This is a genomic window from Arthrobacter sp. GCM10027362, assembly GCF_042679445.1.
Taxonomy (GTDB): domain Bacteria; phylum Actinomycetota; class Actinomycetes; order Actinomycetales; family Micrococcaceae; genus Crystallibacter.
The window spans coordinates 1-11,666 of sequence record NZ_JBHTML010000138.1; the positions used below are offsets into that span (position 1 = coordinate 1).

The 11,666-nt window shown below is 69.0% G+C and carries 14 protein-coding genes; 10 read left to right on the forward strand and 4 right to left on the reverse strand.

The genetic code is table 11. The features are described from left to right. Window positions 1-139 precede the first annotated feature (139 nt). Genes ACFQ36_RS16520 through ACFQ36_RS16535 form a run of 4 tightly spaced genes read right to left on the reverse strand, consistent with a single transcriptional unit; the run spans window position 140 to window position 3,340 of the window. Window positions 140-508 (reverse strand): flagellar assembly protein FliW, encoded by a 369-nt coding sequence (locus ACFQ36_RS16520; RefSeq protein ID WP_377015493.1) that lies wholly within the window; start codon window positions 506-508, stop codon window positions 140-142. After that, the gene (gene flgL, locus ACFQ36_RS16525) at window positions 505-1,395 is read right to left on the reverse strand and encodes a flagellar hook-associated protein FlgL (protein WP_377015495.1); all 891 of its coding nucleotides are present in this window, start codon (window positions 1,393-1,395) and stop codon (window positions 505-507) included. The genes ACFQ36_RS16520 and flgL overlap by 4 nt, the downstream gene beginning before the upstream one ends. Window positions 1,396-1,398: 3 nt before the next feature. Further along, window positions 1,399-2,835, reverse strand: coding sequence for a flagellar hook-associated protein FlgK (gene flgK, locus ACFQ36_RS16530; protein WP_377015497.1), 1,437 nt, complete (start codon window positions 2,833-2,835; stop codon window positions 1,399-1,401). A gap of 19 nt (window positions 2,836-2,854) precedes the next feature. Further along, window positions 2,855-3,340, reverse strand: coding sequence for a flagellar protein FlgN (locus ACFQ36_RS16535; protein ID WP_377015499.1), 486 nt, complete (start codon window positions 3,338-3,340; stop codon window positions 2,855-2,857). Window positions 3,341-3,599: 259 nt separating this feature from the next. On the opposite strand from ACFQ36_RS16535, the gene ACFQ36_RS16540 reads away from it, so the two are divergent. The 10 genes from ACFQ36_RS16540 to fliG all read left to right on the forward strand — a co-directional run bounded on the left by ACFQ36_RS16540 (window position 3,600) and on the right by fliG (window position 11,540). Next, entirely contained in the window at window positions 3,600-4,409 is an 810-nt protein-coding gene (locus ACFQ36_RS16540) for a sigma-70 family RNA polymerase sigma factor (RefSeq protein ID WP_377015501.1), read from the forward strand. A gap of 124 nt (window positions 4,410-4,533) precedes the next feature. Continuing rightward, window positions 4,534-5,397 (forward strand): flagellin, encoded by an 864-nt coding sequence (locus ACFQ36_RS16545; RefSeq protein ID WP_377015503.1) that lies wholly within the window; start codon window positions 4,534-4,536, stop codon window positions 5,395-5,397. Between the two features lie 122 nt (window positions 5,398-5,519). Further along, entirely contained in the window at window positions 5,520-6,884 is a 1,365-nt protein-coding gene (gene fliD, locus ACFQ36_RS16550) for a flagellar filament capping protein FliD (protein WP_377015506.1), read from the forward strand. Then, a complete protein-coding gene (gene fliS, locus ACFQ36_RS16555; protein ID WP_377015508.1) occupies window positions 6,881-7,330 on the forward strand; it encodes a flagellar export chaperone FliS in 450 nt (149 codons plus the stop codon). The genes fliD and fliS overlap by 4 nt, the downstream gene beginning before the upstream one ends. Continuing rightward, on the forward strand, window positions 7,323-7,670 hold the full coding sequence (locus ACFQ36_RS16560) for a hypothetical protein (protein ID WP_377015510.1): 348 nt from the start codon (window positions 7,323-7,325) through the stop codon (window positions 7,668-7,670). Before fliS ends, ACFQ36_RS16560 begins: the two co-directional genes overlap by 8 nt. A 124-nt stretch (window positions 7,671-7,794) precedes the next feature. Beyond that, window positions 7,795-8,136, forward strand: a complete 342-nt coding sequence (gene flgB, locus ACFQ36_RS16565; RefSeq protein WP_377015512.1) for a flagellar basal body rod protein FlgB — start codon at window positions 7,795-7,797, stop codon at window positions 8,134-8,136. After that, on the forward strand, window positions 8,136-8,528 hold the full coding sequence (locus tag ACFQ36_RS16570) for a flagellar basal body rod protein FlgC (RefSeq protein WP_377015514.1): 393 nt from the start codon (window positions 8,136-8,138) through the stop codon (window positions 8,526-8,528). The genes flgB and ACFQ36_RS16570 overlap by 1 nt, the downstream gene beginning before the upstream one ends. Continuing rightward, window positions 8,528-8,860 (forward strand): flagellar hook-basal body complex protein FliE, encoded by a 333-nt coding sequence (gene fliE / locus ACFQ36_RS16575; protein WP_377015516.1) that lies wholly within the window; start codon window positions 8,528-8,530, stop codon window positions 8,858-8,860. Before ACFQ36_RS16570 ends, fliE begins: the two co-directional genes overlap by 1 nt. Further along, a complete protein-coding gene (gene fliF, locus ACFQ36_RS16580) occupies window positions 8,860-10,524 on the forward strand; it encodes a flagellar basal-body MS-ring/collar protein FliF (protein ID WP_377015518.1) in 1,665 nt (554 codons plus the stop codon). The genes fliE and fliF overlap by 1 nt, the downstream gene beginning before the upstream one ends. Further along, entirely contained in the window at window positions 10,521-11,540 is a 1,020-nt protein-coding gene (gene fliG, locus ACFQ36_RS16585; RefSeq protein ID WP_377015520.1) for a flagellar motor switch protein FliG, read from the forward strand. The genes fliF and fliG overlap by 4 nt, the downstream gene beginning before the upstream one ends. Window positions 11,541-11,666 lie beyond the last annotated feature (126 nt).

The window sequence follows — 11,666 nt, forward strand, 5'->3', positions numbered from 1 at the left end:
GCCGGCGGCGCCGGTGAGCGCCGCCGTCGTCATCCGCCAGCTGCGCGGCAGGCAGGTGCGCTCCTCGCGCTGGGCGAGCGGAAACACCAGCCAGCCGGCGAGCAGGCCGGCGACGGCGCAGGAGGCGGTCAGCATGGAACTAACGGGCTGCCAGTTCGGCGCGCAGTGGCCAGTCCTGGCCTTCGAGGATCACCTGGGCGCACACGCCGGTGGCGGCGTTGACCACAATCGGCGCCATCAGGTTCACCGTGGTGGCGGCCCCGCCGGGGACGGCCACCACGAGCACCAGCGCGTCCTCGGGGCCGGCCAGCCCCAGGGCTGCCGCGTCCTCGTCCGAGATCTCCGGCTGGTAGTCCGGCAGGTACACCGCGGCATCCAGCACGAACAGCCGCCGGCCGGCCGCTTCGAGCGCGAACAGTCCGGCGGCGCCGTCGACCGGGCGCAGCGTGAAGTCCACCAGCGGGGCCAGGCCCGGGGGAGGGGCGACGAAGGTCAGTGCGGCGCTCACCGGAGGAAGTCCATCAGGGTCGGCTGCAGCACCCGGGCGGTGACGGCCAGGGCGGACTGGTAGGAAACCTCCTGCAGTTTCAGGTCCAGGATTACCTTGGACAGGTCCACGTCCTCCACGCCGGTGCGCTGGGCTTCCAACGCAACTTTCTGGTCAAGGTTGGCCTCCTCGGCCTGCTGCAGCAGCGCGTGCCGGACACCGACGTCCGCGTGTGCCCCGGTGATGGCATCCAGCCGCTGGTCGACGGCGGCCAGGCGGGAGCCGGCGTTGGCGGCGGGGTCGCGCAGGTCCGCGGCGATCTTATCCAGCAGGGTGAAGACGCTCATGGTCGTTGCGGTGTCCTCGCCGAACACCTCGGCCCCGTGCGCGTCCACCCGCACGGTGGAGTTCGGGCCGATCCGCCGCTCCACGGGAGTTCCGTTGCCGGTGAAGGTCCCGTCGGGCCGGAAGGCAACACCGGCATCGGAGGTGCCGGCGAACACGGTCCGGCCCAGGTAGGTGGTGTTGGCCTGGGCGGCGAGGTCCTTCTTCAGCCCCTCGATTTCGACGGCGATGGCTTCCTTCGCCGTGCCGTTCAGGCTGCCGTTGGCCCCGCGCACGGTCAGGTCGCGTACCCGCTGCATCAGGTCCGTGGCCGTGGCCAGGGCGCCGTCCAGGGTGGTGAGCCAGCCGGTGCCGTTGTCGATGTTCCGCCCGTACTGGTCCGTGGCGCGCTGTTCGGCCCGGATGCGCATCGAGTCCGCGGCGGCGGTCGGATCGTCCGAGGGCCGGGTGATGGCCTGCTGCGTGGCGGCCTGGTCCTGCAGGTGGGCCAGCTTGGCCATGCCGGACTGCAGGTTCCGCTGTGCGGACTGGGCCAGGGTCTGGTTGGTGACGCGGGAGATCATGGACTACCTTCCTACCAGGCCGGTGCGGTTGATCAGGGTGTCCAGCATCTCGTCCACGGCGGTCATGACGCGGGCGGCGCCCTGGTAGGCGTGCTGGAAGCTGAGCAGGTTCACGTTCTCCTCGTCCAGGTCCACCGAGGCGTTGGCCAATTGCTGGTTCACGGCCGAGATGTTGGCCAGGCCGGTCAGGCTGGCGCTTTGCCGGGCGGCCCTGGCGGCCACGCCGAAACCGGTCACGACGCCGGACCAGAGCGTGTCCGGGGAACCGGCCGCCGGGTCCAGATGGGAAGTCCGGGCCGTGCCGATTTGGGCGATCCGGTCCGCCACCGAACCGTCCAAGGTGCCGGCCCCGGGCTTGCCCGCAGCGATCTCTGCAGCCGACCTGGGAACTACCGATAAGGTGGCGGCCGCACGCTGCGGATCCCCGACCGCGAAGAAGTCGTGCCCGGTAGATCCATCGGCGGCAGCACCCTGACTGTGGAGGTCGTTGACCTGTGCCGCCAGTTGGAGGGCGAAGTCATTGAAGCGGGCCGCGGCCTCGGCGACCGCACCGCCATTGCCGTTGCCGGCCGGAGCCAGCACTGAAAATACGCCGGCCAGCTTGCCGCCGTCGAGCGTGATGGGACCGGCGGACGGGCCGGACCACTCCAGCTGCACGGTGCCGTCGTCCATTTTCCTGGCTCCGGAAACCTGCGTCGGGCGGAAGGAGTCACCGGACACCAGGGCATTGCCGCCAATGAGCACGTCGACGGTGCCGTCCGTGTTCTGCCGCACCGTCCCGCCGGCCAGGGCGGCGATGCCGGCGGTGAGGGTGCTGCGCTTGTCCAGCAGTTCGTTGACGGAGCCGCCGGCCGCCAAGGTGGTCCGGATCCGTGCGTTCAGGTCCGCGACCTGGGCCGCGGCGCCGTTCAGGTCGGCCGCCATGGCGTCCGCGTCGGCGCGTACCTCGGTCCACCGGGACTCGATTTCGCTGTAACCGTGCGCCAACTGTGCGGTGAAGACCGCCGTCTGCTCCAGCAGCACCCCGGCGGGGGCGGGCTCGCCGGGCTGGTTGGCCACGTCCTGCCAGCCGGCCCAGAACTGCTGCAGCTTGGCGGAAATCCCGTTTTCCCCGGGCTCCTGCAGGATGTCCTCCAGGGCCGAAAGCGTCTCCGAACGTACGGAGGCGTAGCCGGCAGCGGCCGCCGACGAGCGCACCCGGGCATCCAGGTGCAGGTCCCCGAGCCGGGCGATGCTGTCCACGGCCACGCCCTGGCCGGCGCGCACGCTGCCGGAGAACAGGCCGGTCTGCGCCACCGGGCCGGTCGAGGAGATGCCGACCCGCTGGCGCGTGTAGCCCTCGGTGTTGGCGTTGGCGATGTTCTGGCCCACCACGTTCAGGCCCTGGCGGGCGGCCACCAGGCCGGTGTACGCGGTGTTCAGGCCGCTGAAGGTACTCACTGGAAGATCCTCATAACCCTTATAGCGTCGTGTCGAAGAGCCGGGCGGCCGCGGGGGAGGCCCCGGCGACGCCGTGGGCATCGTAGGTGCCCGGCTCCGGAGCCAGGCTGGCCATGGTCTCCTGCGCGGAGCGGGCCGCAGCCCGCAGGAACTGCTCGTTGGTATCGCGCAGTTCCTTGATCTGCGCCGCCAGCCCGGTCATGGCCCGCAGGTGCCCGCCGAAGATCTCCCCCCACGGTCCTGCCGGGGCGTGCCCGGCGACTTCGCGCAGTGTGGCGTTCTCCGGCGACCCCCATTCGGCGGCCAGCGCCGCCACCTCCACGGTCCGGGCCAAGCCGGCCTCGCGGACCCGTTCCAATACCTGCTCCACCTCGCGGGTCGCATGCTGGAGCCACCGCGATTTGCCGGCGGTCAGCAGCAACTGCTCTTCCTCGAGCTTGAAAACCAGCAGTTCCAGCAGTTCGCGCTCGCGCCACAGCATGGCCGAAAGTTCATGGGCGCCCATGTCCCCACCTCCCCGGATTCTCTGGACGGGCCGGCTTCCCCCAAAGCCGCTGACCCTCGTCTGTACGTGCGCCATGTGAACACCAGGTAACAACATGGCTACGGTGCGTTCTATCGGCATGGTGCTGCGCGGCGTTAGCAGTCCCCAATGATAGGTTTCACCAGTAGGTTTGCGTGCATGCCGGCCAGCCATCCGGCATGCACTTTTTTGCGGAAGAGCCGTACGTTCCGCGCGCGATGCTCATAGGGGGGGCAGGCAGTTGAACCGTGCTGTGCGTAATGACCTGGTGGTGGAAAATCTGCCGCTCGTCGGCTACCTGGTGGCGGAGGTGTGCGCGAGGGCCACCCACCTGTCCCGGGACGATCTTGCTTCCGCCGGGGCCGTGGCGCTGATTACCGCAGCCGACGCCTTCGACCCGTCCCTGGGTGTGCCGTTCGGGGCCTTCGCCCGCCGCCGCATTGTCGGGGCCTTTGCGGACGAGATGCGCGCCGTCGACTGGGCCCCGCGCTCGGTGCGCAAGCGGATCAAGGAAACCCTGGCCGTGCGTGAGACCCTCACCGGCGCCTTGGGCAGGTATCCCACGGTGGACGAGATCGCCTCCGCCCTCGGCGTGGACCGGGAGACCGCCGACGCCGCGCTGGCCGACGCCGCCCGGAGCGTTTCCGCGCTGGATGAGGCCGCTGCCGATTTCCTGATGTCCGAGCTCCCGTCCCCGGAGGGCTCGCTGCTGACCGCGGAGCGGCTGGATTTCCTGCGCGCCGCGGTGGAGTCGCTGCCCGAGAAGATGCGGTACGTCATCGAGCAGATCTACTTCGAGGACCGCCCGGTCAAGGAGCTGGCGGAGGAATTGGGTGCCACGCACTCGGCCATCTCGCAGCAGCGCTCCGAGGCGATCCGGCTGCTGCGCGACGGCATGACAGCCCACTACAACGACGGCGGCGGCGCAGCCTTTGTGCCCGAGTCCCGGATTTCCCCGGCGCGCCGGAACGCGTACCTGACGACTTTGGGGCAGCGGACCGCCGGCGGGATCGCCCGCTCCGGCCGCGCACCCCAGCCGATGGTGTCCTGAACCGGGCCCGGCACTCGAAATTACCCGGATTTCCTCCTAACGCCCCTGAGACCTGCGCCGATAGCACTGGGTGATGGCCCACGGACGGGCCTGAAGTACCAACCCGCTCACGGAGGAATTCATCATGGGTATGCAGATCAACACCAATATCTCGGCGAACAATGCCTACCGCAGCCTGAGCAACACGCAGAATGCGCTGGCTAAGTCCATGGAAAAGCTTTCCAGCGGCCTGCGCATCAACCGTGCTGCCGACGACGCGGCCGGGCTGGCGATTGCTGAAGGCCTGCGCTCGCAGGTCAATGGCAACACCGTTGCGGCCCGGAACGCTCAGGACGGCATCTCGGTCATCCAGACCGCTGAAGGCGCGCTGACCGAAGTCCACTCCATTCTGCAGCGCATGCGCGATCTGAGCGTGCAGGCCGGTAACGACTCGAACAACACGGAGTCCCGCGATGCCATCAAGACCGAGCTCGACGGCCTTGCCTCGGAGCTGAACCGAATCGGGGCGAACACCTCGTTCAACGGCATCAACCTGATGGACGGCTCGACCAAGTCCTTCCAGGTCGGGACCAACGGAAACACGGCTACCGATGTCTCCAACATCATCGAGGTTGACCTGACGGACCTGGCTACTGCCCTGGCCGGTGTAGTCACGCTCGAAACGACCGGTGCGGACTTGACCGCGGACATCACGGTGGACACCCAGGCGAACGCCGCGCTGGCCATCGAGGCCATTGACACCGCCATCAAGGAAATCAGCACCTCGCGTGCGGAACTCGGTGCAAAGCAGAATCGCTTCGAGTCTGCTATCAACAGCCTGAACATCTCCAAAGAAAACCTGTCCGCTGCCGAGTCCCGCATCCGCGACACCGACATGGCTGCCGAGATGGTCAACTACACCCGCTCCAACATCCTGTCCCAGGCGGGCACTGCGATGCTGGCCCAGGCCAACCAGTCCGGCCAGGGTGTGCTGCAGCTGCTGCGCTAAGCCCTGAACCGATGATGCAGTAACTGACGGCGGCAGCTGGAGGGGAAGCGGTCCTCTCCGGCTGCCGCCGCACTGTACCCTCCAGACACTCCGGCTGACTATGTACCGAGGAAGGAACGACTGTGGGCATAGCCCTTGACGGACTCGCCAGCGGCCTGGACACAACCTCCCTGATCAACTCCCTGATACAGGTCGAGGCGATCCCGCAGAACATCCTGAAGAACAAGGTCACCTCCTCCAACAGCCTCGTCTCCGCATTGCAGGGACTCAATACCAGGATCGCTTCCCTGGCGGACTTGGCGGCGAAGGCAGCGAAGCCGGACGCACTTCAGATTTTCACGGCGACCGGCAGTTCCGAGGACGTAACTGCCGCCGTGGGCAGCGGCGCTGCAGCCGGGGAAGTCAGCTTTGTGGTGAGTCGGCTGGCCCAGCGGCACATTGGCGTTTCCGGTGCCGTTGCCGCCTGGCCGGACAATCCGCCGTCCTTGACCCTCGTGGCATCTGACGGGAGCACTAAGGCTGTCACCGCCGCGTCCACCTCAATTGATGACGTAGTCTCGGCTGTCAACGGGGCCGACGCCGGCATCAACGCGGTCAAGATCGCCGCCGGAACCGGCCCCGGCGGCGAGCAGCTGTACCGGATCCAGTTCAGCGCCGCGGCAACCGGCGCGGCCGGCTGGTTCGACATCAAGGATGCCGGCGGCGCCAGTATCTTCGGGGCGAACAACGAACTGATTATCCAGCAGGGCCAGGACGCCGAGGTCCAGCTGTGGCCCGGAACCGGCGCCCAGACCTCGGTCTTCTCCTCCACCAATACCTTCACGGCGCTGGTCCCCGGCGTTGACGTCACCGTGAAAGCTGCCTCGACGGCGCCGGTCACCGTTTCCGTGGCCCGCGACGACGCTGCCGTCGCGGCCAAGGCCAAGGAGCTCGTCACCTCGCTGAACGACGTCTTCGCCTACATCAAGACCCGCAGTTCCGTCACCTCGGGCACCGGGTCCACCGGTGCCGCGACCACCACGGCCGGGATCTTCACCGGCGACAGCACCGTGCGGGATGCCGGCCAGCGGATCATGACGGCGGTAACTACGCCAATCAATGACAAGTCCCCGGCGGAAATCGGCATTAACGTCACCCGCAACGGAAATCTGGAGTTTGACGAAAAGAAGTTCGCCGAGGCGCTGGCCAAGGACCCGGCGCTGGTCGAATCAACGCTGCAGACCATCGCCTCCCGGGTGGCCGGCGCGGCCACGGTGGCTTCGGACAAGTACGACGGCACACTGACCGCCGTGATCAAGGGCCAGGAGTCGCTGGTCCGGAACCTGAACGACCAGATCACCGGCTGGGATGACCGTCTCGCCACCCGCCGCGCCACGCTGCAGCGGGTCTACTCACAACTGGAAGTCCAGTTGAGTAACATGCAGTCCCAGCAGGCCTGGCTGACCTCGCAGCTGGCCGGATTGACCACAGGAAGCTCCACCTCATGAACATGACGGGCAATGCACAGGCCAAACTGAACCAGTACCAGCGCGACGCCATCCTCTCGGCGTCCCCGGCGCGGCTGCTGACCATGCTCTATGACCGGCTGATGCTGGATCTGGCCCGCGCCGAGGCCGCCCAGGAGGCGCAGCAGTGGTCGGTGGCCTCGGAGAACCTGCTGCACGCGCAGGCGATTGTCACCGAGCTGTCGGTCACCCTGGACACCAAGGCCTGGGACGGCGCGGAGGGCCTGCTGGCACTGTACAACTACGTCTCCCAGACCCTGATCAGCGCCAACATCCACCGCAACGCGGAGCGCACCCGCGAGTGCCTCGGGCTGCTCGAGCCGCTGCGCCAGGCGTGGCATCAGGCGGCCGGGGACGTGCCCGGCGGTGCCGCGGCGGCGCCGCAGGGCCGCGGCGCCCAGCCGGTCGGGGAGCTGGGCATTGCCTGACGAAGCGGAGGCAGTACCCGGGGCGGACCAGGAGGCCGCCGGCTACGACCGCTGGCTGGCGGTCCTGGACGAGCTCGAGGCGGAGCTTGAAGCAGCCGCGGTGCCGGGAGCGGGAGACGCCGACCGGCAGGCCGCCGCGTCCTGGACCGCGCCGAAGGACCTTGGCCCCATCCCGGCGGAGCTGGTGGACCGGGCCACGAAACTGGCTGCGGCCCAGCAGGAGGCTGTCACGGCGCTGCGCGCGAAGGTCAGGTCCAACCGGAGCCAGTCCGCGTACCTGCAGGCGGTGCCGCAGGCCGCGGCGAAGGACGCCGCGGTCTATCTCGATACAACCGGTTGACCGGGTCTTTTATAACTCCTAACGAACCCTTCAGATCTGCCGATAGGCCGGAGTGAGCATGGATCGCTCACCACCCCAGGCCACGGATCGGCCGCCTCACCGCAAGTGAAGATGGTCTTTTGCCGTGTTCGATTCCGTTAGCTCCGTGGCCCTGGAGAGTGCCCTGGACGGGCTTGCCCTGCGCCAGCGCACCATTGCGAACAACATCGCCAATGTCAACACCCCCGGCTACCACGCCAAACGGGTGGCCTTCGAGGACGCCCTGGCCCAGTCGGTGCAGGCCGGCGACGGCCGCGCGGCGGCTACGACGTCCCGGTCCCTGGAGCCGACCCGCACGGACGGCAACAACGTCAACCTGGATACCGAGACCCTGTCCAACGTGGAAACGGTGCTGCGCTACCAGTTCGCCGCCCGCGCCGCGGAGGGCCAGTTCACCAGCGTCCGCACGGCGATGAGGACGAACTGATGACCTTCGACGCCATCGGGATCGCCGCTACCGGCCTGACCCTGCACCGCAAGTGGCTGGATGCCGTCTCGGACAACCTGGCCAATGCCAACAACGCCGCCGGCACCGACGGCTCCGCCTTCCAGGCACGCTACGTGCTCGCCCGGGAAGGCGAGGGCAACAGCGGCGCCTACGTGGCCGGTGCGGCCTGGGGCGACGCCGCGGGCCGGATGGTCTACGAGCCCGACCACCCGCTGGCCGACGCCGAGGGCTACGTGCGCTACCCGGACATCGACCTGGCCGAGCAGATGGGCCAGCTCATCCTGGCCCAGCGCGGCTACCAGGCCAATGCCGCCGTCGTCGACCGTGCCAAGGCCACCTACGAGGCCGCTTTGCAGATTGGACGTTCCTGATGCCCCTGCCCGTTTCCGCCATTGCTTCCGCCGTCGCCCCGGTCCAGGGCGTCGCCGGCACCGGCTACCTCGCCGGGGCCAAGGCAACCAACGACGCCCCGGCACCCGGTGGCACCGGCTTCGCCTCCGCCCTGGCCGGGGCCGTGGACAACGTCCAGCAGCTGCAGTCCACCTCCAAGGAACTGGCGATCAAAGCCGTCACCGGGGACCTGAATGACATCCACACCGCCACCCTGGCCTCCACCCGCGCGCAGGTGACGCTGGAACTGGTCGCGGCGGTCCGCAACAAGGGCGTCGACGCCTTCAACGAGATCATGAGGATGCAGGCCTGATGCCGCCCACGGTCTCCGCCTGGTTCGGCCGCCTCGGCGCGGCGGTCCGCGGCTTCAGCATCGCCCAGCGCACCATCGCGCTGATCGGGATCGCCGCCGTCGTCCTCGGCACGGTGGCGCTGGTCTCCTGGCTGTCCAAGCCCTCCTACAGCCCGCTCTTCTCCGGGCTGCAGGCCGCGGACGCGAACAGCATCGTGGAGCAGCTGCGCGCCGACGGCGTGCCGTACGAGCTGGCCAACGGCGGCAGCACCATCATGGTGCCCGAGGAAAAGGTCTACGACCAGCGGCTCAAGGCCGCCGCCAGCGGCCTGCCCTCCTCCTCCGCACAGGGTTATTCCCTGCTGGACGATATGGGCGTGACCTCCTCCGAGTTCCAGCAGTCCGTCACCTACAAGCGGGCCCTGGAGGGCGAGCTGGCGGCGACCCTGTCGGCGATGAAGGGGGTCAAGACCGCCTCGGTGCGCCTGGCCATCCCGGAGGAGACCGTGTTCTCCAAGCAGAAGGCCGACCCCACCGCCTCGGTGTTCATCGAGACGGAGAACGGCGTGCAGCTGTCCGCGGACCAGGTCCAGGCCATGGTGCACCTGACCTCCGCCTCGATCGACGGCCTGCAGCCGGGCAACGTGGCGGTGATCGACGCCGGCGGCAAGGTGCTCTCCGCCGCCGGCGTCGGGGCCACCGGCACCGCGGACAAGCAGGCCTCCGACTACGAGGAGCGGGTGAGCGCCTCGGTGCAGCGCATGCTGGACAAGGTGGTCGGGCCCGGCAACGCCAGCGTGGTGGTGGCCGCGGACATGAGCTACGAGTCCGCCGAGCGGGTGGAGGAGTCCTTTACCGCCCCGGAGGACGTCCCGGCCCTGAACGAATCCACCACCACCGAGGAGTACGCCGGTTCCGGGGCCGGCTCCGCCGGGGTGCTGGGCCCGGACAATATCGCGGTCCCGAACAACGGCACCGGGGACGGCAGCTTCAACTCCGAGTCCAGCACGCGGAACAACGCGGTCAACAAGGTCACCGAGAACCGCACGATCCCCGCCGGGGTGCTCAACCGCCAGACCGTGTCCGTGGCCGTGGACCAGCAGGCGGCCGCCGGCCTGGACATGGCCAACCTGTCCTCGCTGGTCTCCACCGCCGCCGGCATCAATACCGGCCGCGGGGACCAGGTCACCGTGGAGGTCATGCCGTTCAACACCGCCGGCGCGCAGCAGGCGGCCGAGGCGCTCGCCGCCGCGCAGGCCGAGGAGGCCGCCAAGCGGCAGGCCGAGCTGATCCGCACGCTGATCATCGTCGGCGGCATAGTGCTGCTGACCATCATCGCCCTGCTGGTCTACGCCCGCTGGTCCCGCCGGCAGAACCGCGAGCCGGTGGACCTTGAGGAGCTGGAGCAGGTCACCCCGGAACTGGAGGCACCGGCCACGGTGGCGCTCGCGGCGCCTGCCGTCGAAGCCAGGCCCGCCGTCGTCGTGCCGGCCCCCGTGCGCCGGCAGGTGGAATCGGCTCCGGTGACGACGGCGATCCCGCTGCCCGCGGGACCGCCGGAACTGGATCCGCAGGCTGTCGCGGCCGAGCGCAAGCGCGCGGAGATCGATGCCCTGGCCGGCAGCGACCCGGAGCGCACTGCAGAATTCCTGCGCAGCCTCATGGATGAGCGGACCCCGGCATGAGCGAGGCCCTGAGCACCCTGACCGGGACGCAGAAGGTGGCCATCGTGCTGATGCAGATGGAGCCCGAGAGCGCCGCCCAGGTCATGAAGCAGTTCAGTGAGGCGGAAGCCGAGCGGATCACCGCCGAGATCGTGGGGCTGGAACGGGTGGAACCGGACCTGGCCGAACGGGCGCTGGCGGAATTCCATGAAATGACGGTCAAGGGCCGTCCCCGTGCGCGTGGCGGCCGCCACTTCGCCGCCGGCCTGCTGGCGGCCTCCTTCGGGGCGGAGAAGGCCGCCGGCGTGCTGGACCGGCTGGCCGCCACGCTGGCCGGCAAGCCGTTCGAGTTCCTGGAAGACGCCGAATCCGGGCAGGTGGTCACGCTGCTCGCCGAGGAGCTGCCGCAGACTATCGCGCTGGTGCTGGCGCACCTGCGCCCGGATCAGGCCTCCGCGGTGCTGGCCGGATTCCAGGACGAGCAGCGGGCGGAGGTGGCCCGCTGCATTGCGACCATGGGCACGGCCACGCCGGAGGCGGTCAGCATTGTCGCGGACACGCTCCGGACCCGGGCCGGTGCCCTGGTGGCGCCGAAGCAGGCGGTGGAGGTGGTCGGCGGCATCCAGCCGCTGGTGGACATCATCAACCGCTCGGACCTGGCCACCGAACGGGCCGTGCTGGAGGGACTGCAGCTGCGCGACCCGGCGCTGGCGGACGAGGTGCGTTCCCGGATGCTCACCTTCGCGGACATCGTCAAGCTGGAGCCGCGGGACATCCAGCAGGTGTTGCGCGGCATCGACGCCCGCGTCCTGGCGCTGGCCATGAAGGGTGCCGAGGAGCAGGTCACCGAGCTGATCCGCAGGAACGTCTCCGAACGCAACCGGGAGATCCTCGACGACGAGATCAGGAACGTCGGCCCGGTCCGGCTGTCCCAGGTGGAGGAGGCCCGGGCGGACATTGTGCGCTCCATCCGCAGCCTGGAGGCGGATGGGCTGATCACCGTCCAGCGCGCGGACGAGGACGAATATGTCTACTGAGGCAGGGTTTTCGCGGATGAGTTTCCCGGCGCTGCGGGACAGCCGGCAGGGGCAGGTGGAGGAACAGGCCCGGGCCCGCGGCCACGCGGCCGGCTATGCCGCCGGCCTGCGGGCGGCGGCCGTCCG